Source organism: Lysinibacillus sp. UBA5990, assembly GCF_002429815.1.
In the GTDB taxonomy this organism is placed as follows: Bacteria; Bacillota; Bacilli; order Bacillales_A; family Planococcaceae; genus Lysinibacillus; species Lysinibacillus fusiformis.
Genome location: NZ_DJAY01000001.1, coordinates 36,394 through 53,325, shown reverse-complemented (window position 1 = coordinate 53,325; position 16,932 = coordinate 36,394). Strand labels below are relative to the sequence as shown.

General features: G+C 37.8%; 11 protein-coding genes. 1 reads left to right on the top strand and 10 read right to left on the bottom strand.

Annotated elements, in window-relative coordinates; all coding sequences use genetic code 11:
- Positions 1-139: 139 nt before the first annotated feature.
- The 7 genes from B3D94_RS00215 to B3D94_RS00185 form a co-directional block, all read right to left on the bottom strand.
- Positions 140-1,495 (bottom strand): TrkH family potassium uptake protein, encoded by a 1,356-nt coding sequence (locus B3D94_RS00215; RefSeq protein WP_193831039.1) that lies wholly within the window; start codon positions 1,493-1,495, stop codon positions 140-142.
- 313 nt (positions 1,496-1,808) lie between these two features.
- Complete coding sequence (locus tag B3D94_RS00210; protein ID WP_069480182.1) at positions 1,809-2,567, bottom strand: TerC family protein; 759 nt, start codon at positions 2,565-2,567, stop codon at positions 1,809-1,811.
- Positions 2,568-2,902: 335 nt separating this feature from the next.
- Positions 2,903-3,988, bottom strand: coding sequence for an SDR family oxidoreductase (locus B3D94_RS00205; protein ID WP_069480181.1), 1,086 nt, complete (start codon positions 3,986-3,988; stop codon positions 2,903-2,905).
- Between the two features lie 19 nt (positions 3,989-4,007).
- Entirely contained in the window at positions 4,008-7,061 is a 3,054-nt protein-coding gene (locus tag B3D94_RS00200; RefSeq protein ID WP_291753248.1) for an efflux RND transporter permease subunit, read from the bottom strand.
- 192 nt (positions 7,062-7,253) lie between these two features.
- Positions 7,254-8,831, bottom strand: coding sequence for a peptide chain release factor 3 (locus B3D94_RS00195; RefSeq protein WP_008174169.1), 1,578 nt, complete (start codon positions 8,829-8,831; stop codon positions 7,254-7,256).
- A 135-nt stretch (positions 8,832-8,966) separates the two neighbouring features.
- Positions 8,967-10,433 carry a UDP-N-acetylmuramoyl-L-alanyl-D-glutamate--2,6-diaminopimelate ligase gene (locus tag B3D94_RS00190; RefSeq protein WP_069480179.1) on the bottom strand — a complete coding sequence of 489 codons (1,467 nt, stop codon included), beginning with the start codon at positions 10,431-10,433 and terminating at the stop codon, positions 8,967-8,969.
- A 322-nt stretch (positions 10,434-10,755) separates the two neighbouring features.
- The gene (locus B3D94_RS00185) at positions 10,756-12,144 is read right to left on the bottom strand and encodes an aldehyde dehydrogenase (protein WP_069480178.1); all 1,389 of its coding nucleotides are present in this window, start codon (positions 12,142-12,144) and stop codon (positions 10,756-10,758) included.
- A 204-nt stretch (positions 12,145-12,348) separates the two neighbouring features.
- Here B3D94_RS00185 and B3D94_RS00180 point away from each other — a divergent pair, with 204 nt between their 5' ends.
- Positions 12,349-12,498, top strand: a complete 150-nt coding sequence (locus B3D94_RS00180) for a hypothetical protein (protein WP_175422982.1) — start codon at positions 12,349-12,351, stop codon at positions 12,496-12,498.
- 46 nt (positions 12,499-12,544) lie between these two features.
- Here the strand turns inward: B3D94_RS00180 and ssuE are convergent, their stop codons facing one another.
- The 3 genes from ssuE to B3D94_RS00165 all read right to left on the bottom strand — a co-directional run bounded on the left by ssuE (position 12,545) and on the right by B3D94_RS00165 (position 16,910).
- Positions 12,545-13,078: an NADPH-dependent FMN reductase gene (gene ssuE / locus B3D94_RS00175; RefSeq protein WP_069480177.1), complete on the bottom strand. Its 534-nt coding sequence runs from the start codon at positions 13,076-13,078 to the stop codon at positions 12,545-12,547.
- Positions 13,079-13,244: 166 nt separating this feature from the next.
- Positions 13,245-14,582 (bottom strand): dihydrolipoyl dehydrogenase, encoded by a 1,338-nt coding sequence (gene lpdA / locus B3D94_RS00170; protein ID WP_291753211.1) that lies wholly within the window; start codon positions 14,580-14,582, stop codon positions 13,245-13,247.
- 246 nt (positions 14,583-14,828) lie between these two features.
- On the bottom strand, positions 14,829-16,910 hold the full coding sequence (locus tag B3D94_RS00165) for a catalase (protein WP_069480175.1): 2,082 nt from the start codon (positions 16,908-16,910) through the stop codon (positions 14,829-14,831).
- Positions 16,911-16,932: the final 22 nt, after the last annotated feature.

Sequence of the window (16,932 nt, the reverse complement as noted above, 5' to 3'; positions counted from 1 at the left end):
TAATAGAAGAAAGTCAATAACTCTTTCATGCTATTTCTGGTTATCGAAAAGAAGATCTTTTTAAACATTTTTACAGAAAAAAGGGGCAATCTCATGATTACCCCTCAATAATTCCTTATATATCAAAGTTCTGTGAGTGTTACCCAATTATTACGCGTTCCTTTGGATAATGGAATTTCGATTTCTTTCCTCGACCACCGCCACCTAGTGTATACAGGAAGGATATTAAACCAACTCGACCAATGAACATTAAAATAATAATAATAATTTTGCCAATAACTGATAAATCTGAAGTTATCCCTAATGACATACCACAAGTACCGAACGCAGAGGTGATTTCAAAAATAATTTGAATAAGGGAGGCATGTGGCTCTGTAATAAGCAAAATAATCGTTGCAATTAAAACCATGAAAAAGGCTAATAAGATTACAACGAAGGATCGGAAAACATCAATTAAATGAATTTCTCGCCCAAATACTTGGATATCCTCTCTACCTCTTGCAAATGTAATTAAAAATAAAATTGCTATGGCAAAAGTAGTTGTTCGAATTCCTCCCCCCACTGAACTTGGAGAAGAACCTATGAACATGAGAAAGCTCATAAAAATATCTGTCGCCTCACTAAATGTCGTCACATCGTATGTTGTAAGCCCAGCAGATCTTGTCGATACAGAATGAAACATCGCTGAAAAAAGCGCTTCATGCCAGGACATTTCCTTGAAAGAATGGAAAGATTCGAGAAGTAAAATGACCAGAGCGCCAACAACAAATAAAATGGCATAAGTAGACGTAGTGATTTTTGTAAACAAGCTAAATCGAAAATTCGCATGACGTTTGAGTAAGAACGTTTTTAGTTCAATTAAGACAGGGAAACCGATTGCCCCTAACACAATAAGTACCATTGTTACCAGCTGAACAAAATAATCATCATGGAATGGCAATAAGCTCATTCCCGTAATATCAAATCCCCCATTGGTTGTAGCAGAAATTGAAGCAAATATTCCGTGTAAGAATGCTTCTTCTAATGTATCAAAATAATTGGTAAAATGTAGCGTTAAAATAAACGTACCTGCTACCTCAATACCAATTAAGATTTTTAAGATTTCACGTATTAATTTCACAACACCAGACAAATTGTACTGGTTGTGGTCAATCATAATTAACTGACGCTCTCGCATCCCTATTTTTTTCCCAACTAAGAGCCACACAAAGGTACCCAATGACATAATACCAATTGCGCCTAACTGTAAAATAACAAGAATCATCACAAGTCCAAATTTCGTATAGGTTTCAGAAATATTAATGGTAGTTAAACCAGTTACACTTACTGCACTTACTGCCGTAAATAGACTATCTAAAAAGGAAACCTTTACTCCTTCTTGATGAACGCCTGGAAGCCGTAATAACAGGAAGGAAATCGCTATTGCTATAAAATAATAAGAAACAAGTACCTGAAATGGTGTGACAAGTCTATTGGAAGTTTTTTTCCAAGGCACTTTAACAACCCCTCCTACATATGATGCCCAACTAGATAGATTATAGTATAGAAAAAATACAAGAAAAAAGAAAGAGGAATAGTTAATACTATACTTTTGGAAATGAAACGATATCTAAAAAAACGCTTTTTTATTTTGGAGGTGAAGTTTTAAATAAGTGGTTAAAGGCTTGGAGTATCATTATTTTTACAATCGGAGGATTATTAGTATTGCTACTAATTGGGGGGTGTTACTTTTTTGCATTTTAGGGATAGAAAGCCATCGAGAGTATACTTTCGATGGCTTTTGACTACAGCTGAATAATCAATCTAAGCTATTTTTTATTTCGAACACCTACTAGATAACCTACAAATGCTATGCCGAGTAAGACAATCCAGAATGTTAACTCCCATACAGTAGAATGTGGGAATTCTGCAGGCAAAATCCCTACTTTTTCGTGGGCTAATGTTAAGACAACGAGCTTCACACCTACCCAGCCTACAATTAAAAATGCAGCTGTTTCAAGTGAAGGATAATCATTTAATACTTTGACAAACCATTGGGCAGCAAAACGCATCATTATAACCCCGATAAAGCCACCAAGGAGCATGACGATAAATTGTCCACCATTAATGCCACCGATATCAAAATTCCCCAAATGAGGCAACGTGACAGCGATTGCCACTGCTGCCAACATTGAATCAATAGCAAATGCAATGTCTGCAGCTTCTACTTTGAGTACCGTTAACCAGAATCCAGAACCCTTTTTCCCAGCCTTTTCACTCGTCTCTTCTTCCTCATCATCTTTATGTTTACGTAAATCATAAATATTTTTCGCCGACATAAATAGCAGATAAGCCGCACCTACTGCTTGTATTTGCCAATAGTTTACTAAAACTGTAATGACAAAAAGAGCAGCGAATCGAAAAATCAGTGCGCCAAATAGTCCATAAAATAGCGCCTTTTTTTGTTGTTCTTGCGGTAAATGTTTGACCATTACAGCCATTACTACTGCATTATCAGCTGCTAGTAATCCCTCTAATACAACTAGGACAATTAAAACCCAGCCGTATTGTAATATTATTGCTTCCATTTATGCTAGTGCCTCCTCTAAGCTCTAAATACCCCAAAGACTAGTTCCACTAAAGTACAAAAGAAAAAAACCCCTGCCTTAAGTAGGCAAAGGTCTCGCTAAGTAAATTAGTACCTTATTGGTACATCAATCTACACGTCATCAGTCATCTTTTTACGCATAGAGCTATTCACTATCACATCCGATGGTAATACCATGTCTTGACGAATGTGAAACCAGGTAAAATTGCAAAACCTGTTAGCTACTCCCCTTTGACAAAGTGTCGAAGGTATCTTCTTTCAAACATTATAGCACTATCATTTACAGCTGACAAAAATATCTATATTGTTTTTTCATTACTTAATTTGTATCTGGTAGCTCTTATCTTCTTTATGTGCTAAATAAAAATCAATCATTCTCGGCATCGTCTGAATAAAATCAGGGCATGTAATTCCACCCTTTTGCAAAATTTGCTGGGCTTCAGCCGTGTCGAATGTGGCATTCCATGTTAAATAATCTAATGTCTCCTGTTCCACCCCTAGCTTTCTCCGAATAAAAGGAATTTGCAAGGATAGCTTTGCCCATGCAAACGGTAAACGTCCCTTCGGATAAGCATTCGTCACTAGTTTCACCATAGTACGATATACTTCCTGTACAGGGTGAGGATTCGGATCTGTTAAATGAAAGGTCTTGCCTTCAGCCTCTTGTTCTGATGCCAAAAAAGTTGAGGCATTTAATATATAATCGACTGGTACTACATTAATTGTAGATGTAGATTGTCCAATATACGGAATTATAGGTAAACATTTTAAACGTTCTACTAAATTTAAAAAGAAATAGGGGCCATCAAACTTAATTGTTTCACCCGTTTCCGAATGTCCCCTCACAATGCCAGGTCTAATAATTGTTAATGGAATTTCGGATTTTAAATCTTCTACTCGGAGCTCAGCCTCATATTTTGTCTCTTCATAATAATTTTTAAATGTGAATGGTCGAATCAGTTCATTTTCACGCAGTACCCCCTCACGTGTACCAGCCACATATGCCGTACTAAAGTACATATAGCGTTCTAAATGGGGTAAAGTGCGCACAAATTCATTCACCATTGTTGTCCCATGTACATTCACTTTCCAAGCAATATCACGGGGTACAGCTAAATCGTATATAGCTGCCAAATGCCAGAACACTTCAATTTGAGGTACGATTTCTTCAATTACTTGATTATCTAAACCGAGGTTCGGCAAGGTAATATCACCCTCAACAATACGAATCGATCCATTAGGAAACTCCTTTAATATTTTATTTTTCTCTTGATGAGCTTTAATGGTTTCGCCAGCTAATACGATTGCTATAACCTGTTGTGTTTGTTTTTTTTGGAACAATGTCCTAATTAATTGACTTGAAATGAAACCAGGAAAACCAGTAAAAAAATGAACTTTCATTTCCCATTCCCCCTCGATTCTAACGCATCTTTCTTGTTTCCTTATCCACTAAACTATAAACAATCGGTACAATATATAGTGTTAGTAAAGTGGACGTCACAAGTCCTCCAATCACTGCAATTCCCATCGGTTGATTCATCTCTGTTCCTTCCCCAATGCCAAGTGCAAGTGGAAGCAATCCTAAAATAGTCGTTAACGCGGTCATTAAGATTGGACGGAGACGATCCTGAGTAGCCAGTAAAATGGATTCATATGCTGACATACCATTCGCTTTTTGCTGGTTAATATAATCAACTAACACAATACCGTTATTTACTACAATCCCTACAAGCACTAAAATTCCAATTACAGATGTCACACCAATTAATGTATTTGTGGCAAACATGGCAACCGCTACCCCTATGATCATTAATGGCACCGTAAACATAATGACAAATGGATATTTGAATGATTCAAATTGGGCAGCCATCACAATATAAACTAATATAATTGCCAGAATAACGGCCAGTAGCATATCATCGATTGCACTATCATAAAGCTCTCGATCACCGCTAAATACAATTTGCGTAGTAGGTGATAAATGAGCACTCTCTATTGCTTTATCTACCTTTGCTGATATTCCGCCTAAAGATTCCTTCGTTTCATATTCAACAAAAAATGCCACTGCTGCAGCCTGATCAGAACGTCGAATAGAGACGGGACCCTCTTCTATAGAAACTGTAGCAACATCCTCTAATTTCACAAACAAGCCCGCAGGTGAACGAAGTTGCATTGCTTTTAGTGAATTCACACTATCGTTGAAGGTCTGTCCGAAACCTGTGTAGACAGGTAACACAGCACCATCCTCTGCTATTAATTGGGACGTTAATTGCCCTCTTGTCATTTGATTGACAGACTGTGCAATTTGGGCCGGTACAAAACCATAATCTTTTGCATTCTCTCGATTGACTTCAATTTGAATTTCTTGAACCGTATTATCTAAATCTGTGGAGACTTTCGTCACTTCTTCAATCGCTTGTAGCTCTTGTTGTACTTTATTAACAGCCTGTTGGAGCCTTCCTTCATCAGAGTCAGTTAATCTAAACGTTAAAGTATGTGGTGATGAGCCAGTTGCTGTCGATACGTTAAATGTCAGTTCAGTCTTATCTTCTAACTCTCCCTGTAATTTTTGCTCTAACTCTTCGACAAATTCAAAAATTGAACGTTCTCTATCCGCTAAAGGCACTAGCTTTACATATATTTCTGCTTGGTTTGGGCTAGTTTGTCCACGTGATTGAGATTGTTGTGTGCCACCAATTAGACTAACATAAACATCTACATCTTTTTCCTGCTTTAAACGTTCCTCGATCTTCCTGACAACCTTTTCAGTTTCAGATACAGCTACACCCTTTTCAAGATTGACGCTAATGGTTGTGAATCCTTCATCGGTAGGTGGTAAAAATTCAGTACCAATTCTAGTCAATCCGAATAATGATAGACCAAAGCAAACTACTGTGAAAATTAGTATGAGCATACGATGCTTCAGAACCCAAACAATAGACGACTTGTATCGCATATAAAATTGAGATTTACTACGCTGCTCGTAAAAGTTAATACTTTTCATTTTTAAAAGACGACTCGCTAGCATCGGCACTACTGTAAGGGCAACTACTAAAGAGGCAATTAAACTAAATGAAATTGTGAGAGCAAATTCTGTGAAAATTTGTCCAATCAATCCTTCGATGAACATAACAGGAATAAAGACAGCTATTGTTGTTAGTGTTGAAGCTGTGATAGCAAGAGCAACTTCCCTTGTCCCTTCCTGTGCTGCTGTAATAGGATCTTTTCCTAGCCCTAAGTGTCTTTCAATATTTTCAATAACAACGATTGCATTATCCACTAGCATGCCAATACCCAAAGCTAGAGCACCTAAAGTCATAATATTGAGTGAAAAATCAGCAAAAAACATCAATACAAATGTCACTATAACTGAATAGGGGATAGCGATACCAATGATGATAGGGCTCTTTACACTGCGTAAGAACACAAAAAGGACGAACATGGCAAACAATCCTCCTAAAATTAAGGAAGAGCCGATATTACTAATAGCAACATCCACGTAGTTGCCTTGATCTACTAATATGTCTGCTGTTATTCCACTGTATTGCTCTTTCTCTAGCAATTCATTTAAGGTTTGTTGAAACTCCTTTGACACTTCTGCAGTATTCGCACCCGACTCCTGTATGACAGACATAAGAACTGCTGCATGCTCATTGGCGCGAGTTGTCGTTAAAGATGGCTGCTCTGCCCTTTTAACAGAGGCGAGATTGCCAACTGTTAACGCTTCACCTGTTAAAGGATTCACAGAAACGATTAAATTGGCTATATCTTCAGGTGAAGTTAATGTACTAACAATACGTGTTGTTAACATTTTTCCATCATCAGTTAAAACAGGATCACCAGGAAGTGATACATTGTTCGCTTGAACGATTTGAATAATATCTGCCTGTGTTAAGCCTTTTTCGACTAGCTTTTCCTCATCTAATGTAATTTGTATTTCCTCTATAAGCTTCCCCGAAACATTCACACTTGCGACACCCTCTGTCCGTCGAAGCTCTTTTTCTAAATCCTCTGCTAATAAGCGCACATCAACATTTTCATTTTCTGCGCGCAATGATAGCTGAATAATTGGAAATTGAGATGGATCAAACTTTAAAAAGCTTGGCTTGCCCGCATCATTGGGAAGAGGCGTCATATCAATTCTTTGTAAAATATCAAGTTGGACATCTTCTAGGTTGGTGGACCAATTGAACTCAAGGACGATTAGATTGCTTCCTTCTTGCGAGGTTGACTGTAGTTTCTTAATGCCTGGTAAGGTGGCTAGTGTTGCCTCTAAAGGCTTCGTTACTCTCTCATTCACCTCTGTTGGGCTTGCTCCAGGATAGGAGGTGACTACTACACCTATCGGAGGATTTAACTCCGGAATTAAAGTAATTGGTATTTTTAATAACGATACACCGCCTAATAAAATGACAAAAAGCATCGTTACAATTGTAAAGACCGGTCTTTTAATTGAAAAATTACTAATGTTCATATGATAAACTCCTTTTTCTACCTCTTCCTTTCTATGATAGCCGAAAAGGGGATTATTTTATAAATAGGCTAATTTTCTACCATCTAGTGATGGCAATCTTAAATTTCCTAATACTGTATATATTCTACAGACAGTGTCAAATTTCCTTGCAAAAAAACACGAATCGCAAAATTGTCGATTCGTGTTTGACTATTAAAGAAGGCTATAAAGTTTAATGTTCTCATTTTTATCGTTAAACCAACGCATGGCAAACTCATTTTCGAATAAGAACACAAGGTTGTCAAAACGGTCTTTCACCAGCATTGAACGACCAGAGGACATGGACTCTTTAACATCCTCTTCATTTTCAATCCAACGTGCAATTTTTGAACCAATTGGCTCCATTCTTACTTCCACATTGTATTCATTTTTCATACGATGTTCGAATACTTCAAATTGCAGTTGACCCACTGCTCCAAGAATAACTTCTTCTGTGTGCAGTGTTTTATAATATTGAATAGCACCTTCCTGTACTAATTGTAAAATACCTTTATGGAATTGCTTCGATTTCATTACATTTTTAGCCGTTACACGGACAAATAATTCTGGTGTAAACTGGGGTAATTTTTCAAATTGGAATGTTTTCTTACCACCGACAACAGTGTCTCCAATTTGATAAGTCCCCGTATCATATAACCCGATAATATCTCCAGCAACAGCTTCATCTACAGTCTCACGATCATCAGCTAGGAATTGTGTAGATTGCGTAACTTTAAAGGATTTGCCTGTACGAGACAATGTCATATTCATGCCACGCTCAAATTTACCCGAAACAATACGTACAAAGGCAATGCGATCACGGTGCGCAGGATTCATATTTGCTTGAATTTTGAATATGAATCCTGAAAATTCTTCTTGTTCAAGTGGATCTATAAACTGCTCATCTTCCGTAATTCTAGGCTGTGGTATTGGTGCAAATTGTAAGTAAGTTTCTAGGAATGTTTGTACCCCAAAGTTTGTTAAAGCTGAACCAAAGAACACTGGTGTTAATTCGCCACGACGAATTTTTTCCTCCGAATATTCATTACCAGCCTCGTCCAGTAGTAAAATATCGTCCATTGCTTGAGAATAATAAGAAGTGACTTTCATTGGATGTTCTACAGCAAGTTCACCATTTTCATCTATTGGTAGAAAGCGCTCTGTCTCATCCGTACGGAACTGCTCAATACGCTTATTGTAACGATCATAAATACCAAGAAACTCTTTCCCCATACCAATCGGCCAGTTCATTGGATACGCATTAATTCCTAGTACTTCCTCAAGCTCTTCAATTAGCTCAAGCGGCTCTTTCCCTTGGCGGTCTAATTTATTAATAAAAGTGAAAATCGGAATACCGCGCATTTTACAAACTTTAAATAGCTTTAACGTTTGTGCCTCTATCCCTTTAGCGGCATCCACTACCATGACAGCACTATCTACTGCCATTAGTGTACGATACGTATCTTCTGAGAAGTCTTGGTGCCCAGGGGTATCCAAGATGTTTACACGTGAGCCATTATAGTCAAATTGCATCACGGAAGAAGTAACAGAGATACCACGTTGTTTTTCGATCTCCATCCAGTCAGATGTTGCAAACTTACCTGTTTTTTTCCCTTTTACTGTTCCTGCGTCACGAATGGCGCCACCAAAAAGTAAAAGCTTTTCTGTAATCGTCGTTTTCCCAGCATCAGGGTGACTGATAATGGCAAAAGTACGACGCGATTGTATATCTTTTTCTAAATTTGAATTCATCTCGTCATTCTCCTTTTTTCATACTTAATAATAATAAAAGAAGACTTGCCTTTCGTACAACCTTTTTACATGAAATCGCCAAAAAGAAAACCCTTTAGTACTTTCTAAAAGGGTTTCCTAAGATTTTATATTTCATCAAACAAATTTCAATCGGCCAGCTTCTATTGCTATTTCTGCATCACTATGTGGAAATTTTGTATTTTCAATAATTTGATAATCCTCATGGCCTTTACCAGCAAAAATTATCATATCACCTGGTTCAGCAACCTCTATGGCATGTCGGACTGCCTCTGCACGATCCCCGATGCAAGCAAAATTGTCATGTAACATCCCTTTGGCCAAATCACCTGTAATACTATTATAGTCCTCATAGCGTGGATCATCTGTTGTCAGAATGACATACTCTGCTGCGGACGCCTTCTCAGCCATTGCAGGACGTTTTGATTTATCGCGGTTACCACCTGTCCCAACTAAGAAAATAAGTTTGCCCTTTTTATATGGTTGTGCTGCTTCAATCGCTTTTTCAATGGCATCAGGTGTATGTGCATAATCAACAAACATTTGAACAGGTAGGTCAGAGCAAACTTTTTCCATACGACCTTTAACTGGCGGGAGTTGCTCGATTTGCTCAATAATAGCTTCCATAGAATACCCACGACCATAAAATGCTACCATTGCTGCTAGCACATTATAAATGTTAAATTCACCTAATAAATTCATTTTCACACGATAAATTCCTTCTGACATCTCCACATCAAAGGATGTCATATAATCATGATATTCACAGTTAATGGCACGGAAATCTGCTGTTTCATTTTTCAAACCATATGTCCATACTGGAAATGGTGTCATAGCTGCGTATCGCTCTGACCATGCATCATCGGCATTTAGCACAACAAATTTATTTTTTTCTAAATCTTGTCCAAGCTGGGAGAATAATAAACCTTTAGCATGGCCATATTCCTCCATCGTACCATGGAAATCAAGATGATCGTGCGTTAGATTTGTAAATATAGCAACATCATAGTCAACACCTGCTAAACGTCCAAGTGCTAAGCCATGGGATGAAACCTCCATCGTCATTAAACGACAGCCTTCCATCTTTGCTCTAAAAATCATTTGTTGAGTGGATAATGCATCACTCGTTGTATTAGCGGATTCATATAGAATTCCATTTAAATTAAAGCCAATTGTGCCAGATAGGGCAGATTTTTCACCCATACCATGCATGATATTTTGAATAATACCCGTCACAGATGTTTTACCATTCGTTCCCGTTACCCCGATCATCGCTATATCTTTGGAAGGATAATCAAAAAACTTAGCGGCTAATAAGCCTACTGCACGGTCTGTGTCTTTCACAATCACTTGAGCAATAGTCTCACCTAGCGGTAATTCTCGCTCCGTTACAACAATTGTAGCCCCACCATCTACAGCCTTTTGAGCATAGTCATGTCCATCCACTGTATATCCTTTAATACAAACAAACATACTATTTGGCTGTACACTTCTTGAATCTACTACGATATCAGTTACTTGGTCTGGCAGCATGCCAATTATTTTTTTCAAAGGTAATGCACTTAACAATTCCTCTGCATACATTTCATAGTCCTCCAATCAATCTCTACACTCACGTCATCATTTTTGAACATTCGACAAAAAACGACAATATGAATCCCCCCACGATCTATTGAACTTATTTTACTACTTATTTCGTGATAAATAAAATGTCTCTGTGCTGTTTTTTCAACGAAAACGCTTACATTTGAACAAAAAACACGTTTTCTTCGAAATTTTCATAAATAATCACGAATCGGCATTTTTCGACACGACTAGGATGGGATTTTTGGGAACATTTTTCTATACAAAGGAGGGGTTTTTTGAATGAGGGTATCTTCATTTGAAAAAAGATACCCCCATTTTACTATTTCATAATAGAGCGTACAATTTTCACCTTTTGATTATAGGGTGGAAAAAGTACATTAGTCTCAAGCTTAGAAGATTTCTTTAAAATGGATTTTGAATGTGTAAAGTTTTCAAAGCTCGCTTTACCATGATAGGCTTTCACACCTGAAGGACCAACACCTCCAAATGGTAAATGTAAGTTACCAACATGAGTAATAGTATCATTAATACATCCTCCACCGAATGGCAATTCCTCCAAAAAGTATTGAGTCGCTTTTTCGTGCTCTGAGAAGAAATATGCCGCTAGTGGTTTCGGCAATTGGCGAATTTGATGGATAGCTAGTGGTAAATCGTTATACATCATAACAGGTAGGATAGGACCAAAAAGCTCTTCCTGCATCGATGGACTTGTCCACTTTACATATTCGATGATTGTTGGTTCAATATATAAATCATCTCGATCTATCCGCCCGCCAAATGTTATAGCATCTCGCTCTTCCTTAATAATTTGCTGTAAACGATCAAACTGTCTAAGATTCACGATGCGTCCATAATCAGGGCTTTTTAATGGGTTCTTCCCATAAAAAGAACGTATCGTTTCTTTTAAAATTTTCATAAAGCGATCATAAACATCTTTGTGAACAAGTAAATAATCTGGTGCCACACATGTCTGCCCAGTATTTGTAAATTTACCCCATACTATCCTCTTCGCTGCTACTTCTAGGTTCGCTGTTTGATCGACAATAGCTGGACTTTTCCCTCCAAGTTCTAAAGCAATAGGAGTTAATCGTTCTGCTGCTGCCTTAGCTACCACTTTGCCGACTGCAACACTTCCTGTAAAAAAGATATAGTCAAAGGAAGCATGGATTAAGGCAGTCACCTCATCTTTTTCCCCTTCCACTACACGTACATAGGATGGGTGAAATGTTTCTTCAATTACCTTTTTTACGATGGCTGCAGTGTGTACAGATGTTTCTGACGGTTTGACGATAGCTGTATTACCACCAACAATAGCACCTATCAATGGTTCCATGACCAACTGAAAAGGGTAATTAAACGGTCCAATTATTAATGTTACACCATACGGTTCACGAACAATAAAGCTCTTCCCCATCTGATATTGAATAGGTGTTTTGACAGCTTCTGGCTCCATCCATTCTTCCACATGCTTCACCATATAAGAAATACTATCTAAGACAATGCCAATTTCAGTTGCATAAGCTTCAAACTCACTTTTCCGAAGGTCTAAGTATAGGGCGTTCAGTATTTCCTTTTCATATTTCAAAATGGATTTCTTTAATTTTTTTAATTGCTCTTTTCGAAATTTGACACTTTTAGTGGCACGAGAAAAATAAAATTGACGCTGCTCTGTTATCATATTTTCCACATCTTGAGACGTAAAATTCATCAATAAAGCACCCCTTTTTCAAAAATGGCATACATAGTTTTTTCATTTCGAAACAAACTATCATTGTCTATACGATACAACATCAGGAGGGAAAAATCCTCTTTCTACATCAAGGAGGATGAAATTTGAGTATGTAAAATGTTTTAGATTTTTTATCTTGGGAAATATACAACTACATATTAATCGAAACGGGGGCGTAGATGAATGACAACAACGACATGGTGGGAGTCAATTTTTTCAGGACCATTATCACATGGGATTTGTGAAGAAAAATTATTGCTTTTGCAAGATGAGGCTTTCTTATATCTTTCTACAGCACCGGTAGAAACAGAAGAAGATCTTGAAGTAAATTAAAAGAAAGCGCATTATAGGATATCCCTATAATGCGCTTTTATCATATTTAATTAGAAATTAATACACCTCGTAACTGCTTTAACTCTGCTTCCAATCTATTGATCGCTTCTTCTTCTATGACAAAGCCTCCTTCATCCAGAAGAATAATTTGTTTATCCACAATATAAACTGAGTGTGATATTGTGGTTGCCCCTAGCACAGCTAAAACTGGCTTTAAAGCATACTCTAATGCTAATAAATGACCAACAGAACCTCCGACAGCGATAGGTAGTATGACCTTCTCATGCAGAGCTTTCTGGGGTAGTAAATCTAAATAAGTCTTCAATATCCCTGTAAAGGATGCTTTGTATATTGGGGTTAAAATTACGACTATTTGTGCTTCCTCGACCCATTTATTCTCTAACTGGATACTTTCACTTGCAAAATTGGCTGTCATTAAATCTTTTGCTGGTAGCTCATGAACATAATTGGAATGGACTTCTACTCCTAGTGCCATTAGATGATTTACAACCTTTTCATGAATTGCCGTAACTCTAGAGCTTTTCGAGTTACTTCCATTAATGATTACTGCTTTTGTCATTTCCCCACTCCTTTTATTTTTTAAGCCATAAAAAAAACTCCTATTTTACAATCAAACGGAAACCGCCTTGTAAAATAGAAGCCTCTAGATGCCTAGTCAACTTCAAAACCAAGTATTCTTATAAATTTAATCTAACATATATTTTTTTAAAGTCAATAGCTTTTCATTATTGGTGAATGCCTTTTCCAAAAACGGCTTTGGCTGCATCTCCAATATGCTCAGATACAGTCGGATGTGGAAAAATCATTTGTGCTAATGAAAGAGCTGTACCACCTGCATTTTTTGCCGCCAATATCGCATTCAGCATTTCTGTTGCACCATCCCCTACAACACAAGCACCTAGAATTTGACCGCTCCCCTCTTCTGTAATTAGCTTCACAAATCCTTCTGTATTCCCTTCCATTAAACCCTTTGGATTTGTCTTTAAAGGCATTTTTGTCATCGTGTAAGGCACTTTTACCTGTTCTTCTAGTAAACCAAATGTGGCAATCTCAGGATGTGTATAGACACAACGTGGGATAGATGCTTGGTCAATTGATGTTGGTTGATTACCCACAATATAATCCACAGCATAGATTCCTTCTGCACTTGCTGAATGTGCTAGCTGATAACCACTGACCAAATCACCAATTGCATAAAGATGGGGCTGACTCGTCTGTAAATGCTCATTGACTGCAATTAAACGTCCTTCAAATGCTAACTCTAAATGCTGAGCGATTTCTGTATTAGGACGACGCCCTGTCGCAAACAGAAGATTTTCATATGTATATGTACCTTTTGTTGTATGAATGGTATCGCCTTCAAATTTTTCAAATTGAAAATCTGTTACAAGCTCAATACCGAGCTTCATCATCTTTTCTCGAATAAGGGGTCTTGCCTCTGATTCTTCCGTTTGTAAAATATCCTCACTATGATTAAGCATTGTAATTTTCGTTCCTAAGGGTGCTAAACTAAAGGCCATTTCTACTGCAATCACACCACCGCCAATGATCGTTAACTGTGCTGGTAGCTCTTTAAGATTGAAAAATGTATCTGTTGTAAAGTAGGTAGCAGTCTCTAACCCTTCAAATGGGGGGACAAATGGTTTACTTCCTGTTGCCAATATAATATCCTTCGCTGTCAAATTTTCATTTCCAACAGTTATAAGCAGGTCTTTAGTTAATGTGGCTTCACCACGATATAAAGTTATATCGTTGTTGATGATATAGTGCTCAATATTTGTTAGTAGCTCTTGAATAATTGTATCTTTTCGTTGCATCAATCGAGGAAAATTTATTCGCACATTGTCAGATTCGATTCCCCAGTTATTTCCTTGATTGATTGCCTGTACTAGTTTACTATGCTCCAATAAAATTTTAGATGGAATGCAGCCGACATTATAGCAGGCTCCTCCTAATTTATCCCGTTCAATCAATGCAACCCTTTTGCCATTTTTCGCCGCATGAATGGCCGCTACATAACCTCCTGGCCCTGCGCCAATAATCGCTATATCAAAATTTCCCATATTTCTCACCTCATGTATCACCTTATCATTTGGAAAAATTGAATGCAATATTATCAGGGATGTCTTTGAAAGTGTTCCTTTAGAAAAAGAAAAGGCTCATTTAAAGAAATGCCCAACAAGTAGACAACTTCTTTTTTACAATTCCAAAGCTTAAAAAATGAAAAATAACAAAAGCCACCGAGAGAAGAACTTCTCGATAGCTTTTGTCCAAAGTCTGAGCCTCTTACATTTATATTTTTCCTATGCTTAATAAATATTTCGTTGCCAAAATCTTTGTTGTGCGATCGCGCCTACAAATTTTTTTGCAAAATCCTTATTACCAGTTGCTAAAACAATGCCTGGCCCTACATTCGCATTTGACATATTGAAAAACGTTGTGCCTGTAACAGCAAACCCAATAGGTTTATAATGGCGATATGCCTCATTAATATAGTTCACGATATGTGTATTAAATTTAGCTTGATTACTTGCCTTTACCCCCACCACATATAGCGAGTCAAATAAAACGGCATCGGTTGTAATAAATGTGTCACTTGCCGTTAATTGAACGCCATTATTCCCTGTCACAACACCTAGTCGATCAGAAATAATGCTGTAGCGCACACCTTGCCTTGTTAAATATTTCAATACTTCGCCTACCTCATTGGCATCGAATCCATCACCAATTAAAACGCCTACCTTAAGCGTATAAGGCAATTTAATGGTATTGGCTTGACTAAGTGCGGGTGAAGTGGCCGTTACCTTGGACTGTTCCCCACTAGGAGGGTTAACACCAACATTTTCAGCAACAGTTGTAGCCATTGCTTTATCTACACGAACAAACATATCCACAACTTGTTGTCGCACCGATTTACTTTTTACTTTTCCAACCTCAAAGCTAAAAGCATCTATAATATGCTGTTTTTCAGGCGGGGACATACTGTTCCAGAAGAGCCTAGCTTGCGAAAAGTGATCGTCAAAGGATTTACTCCGTGCTCTTGTGATTCGCCCTTCAACCTTCTCCTCATAATGAACGTATCCTCCCTCCCTTGCAGTAGATGTTGCAGGCGTATTATTGGCTAATGAATTTTTATGGTAGCTTACTCTCCCTAAATTAATTGCCTGTCGACTAAAACCATTCCGTTGATTATTATGCACTGGACAAAGAGGACGATTAATAGGGATTTCCGCAAAGTTTGGACCCCCTAGACGAATTAACTGTGTATCTAAATAGGAGAAGAGTCGACCTTGTAACAGTGGATCATTGGTAAAATCAATGCCTGGTACTACATTTCCTGGGTGGAAGGCAACTTGCTCCGTTTCAGCAAATACATTATCCACATTGCGATTTAAGGTCATTTTTCCAATTTTCTTTACTGGTATCAGTTCTTCTGGCCAAAGCTTTGTTGCATCTAAAATATCGAAATCAAATTTAAATTCATCTTCTGGTTCAAGTATTTGCACCCCTAACTCAAACTCTGGATAATCTCCAATTTCGATGGCCTCCCATAAATCCCGTCGCTGAAAATCAGTGTCTTTCCCTGCAATTATCTGTGCTTCATCCCAAACTAGTGAATGCACACCTAGTACAGGCTTCCAATGAAACTTCACAAATCTCGATCGTCCTCTGTCATTAACAAAACGGAATGTATGCACCCCGAAACCTTCCATCATACGGAAGCTTCTAGGTATTGTTCGATCAGACATATGCCACATAATCATATGTGCTATCTCCTGATTGTTCGCAACGAAATCCCAAAACGTATCATGGGCAGAGGCTGCTTGCGGCATCTCATTATGCGGCTCTGGCTTTACAGCATGAATTAAATCTGGAAACTTAATGGCATCCTGAATAAAAAAGACTGGAATATTATTGCCTACTAAATCATAATTTCCTTCATCCGTGTAAAATTTCGTTGCAAACCCTCGTACATCACGAGCTGTGTCCATCGAGCCTAAACTACCTACCACTGTCGAAAATCTAACAAACACTGGCGTTTTCTTTTTCGGGTCTTGCAAAAATTTCGCCTTCGTATACTCTCTCATTGACTCATATAATTCGAATTCACCATGCGCTGCAAAACCTCTAGCATGCACGACTCTTTCTGGAATTCGTTCATGGTCAAAATGTGTAATTTTTTCTCGAAGGTGAAAATCCTCCATAATTGTCGGACCACGGACTCCTGCTTTTAAGGAATCCTCATCGTTAGACACTCTAAGGCCCTGATTCGTAGTCATTTTTGTGCCTTCATTATCAACACGAAATGGCTCTAGTTGCTGATCCTTGGCATTATCCTCTATATTTTTGCGTTGATTCGAATTTGGCTTATCCACGCAATCCCCTTTCATACTATTACTGATTTCGCTCAAT

Bases quoted from the DNA above. Each gene is read 5' to 3' on its own strand.
- B3D94_RS00210 (WP_069480182.1), bottom strand. From the start codon at position 2,567: ATGGAAGCAATAATATTACAATACGGCTGGGTTTTAATTGTCCTAGTT.
- B3D94_RS00205 (WP_069480181.1), bottom strand. From the start codon at position 3,988: ATGAAAGTTCATTTTTTTACTGGTTTTCCTGGTTTCATTTCAAGTCAA.
- B3D94_RS00200 (WP_291753248.1), bottom strand. From the start codon at position 7,061: ATGAACATTAGTAATTTTTCAATTAAAAGACCGGTCTTTACAATTGTA.
- B3D94_RS00195 (WP_008174169.1), bottom strand. From the start codon at position 8,831: ATGAATTCAAATTTAGAAAAAGATATACAATCGCGTCGTACTTTTGCC.
- B3D94_RS00190 (WP_069480179.1), bottom strand. From the start codon at position 10,433: ATGTATGCAGAGGAATTGTTAAGTGCATTACCTTTGAAAAAAATAATT.
- B3D94_RS00185 (WP_069480178.1), bottom strand. From the start codon at position 12,144: ATGAATTTTACGTCTCAAGATGTGGAAAATATGATAACAGAGCAGCGT.
- B3D94_RS00180 (WP_175422982.1), top strand. From the start codon at position 12,349: ATGACAACAACGACATGGTGGGAGTCAATTTTTTCAGGACCATTATCA.
- ssuE (WP_069480177.1), bottom strand. From the start codon at position 13,078: ATGACAAAAGCAGTAATCATTAATGGAAGTAACTCGAAAAGCTCTAGA.
- lpdA (WP_291753211.1), bottom strand. From the start codon at position 14,582: ATGGGAAATTTTGATATAGCGATTATTGGCGCAGGGCCAGGAGGTTAT.
- B3D94_RS00165 (WP_069480175.1), bottom strand. From the start codon at position 16,910: ATGAAAGGGGATTGCGTGGATAAGCCAAATTCGAATCAACGCAAAAAT.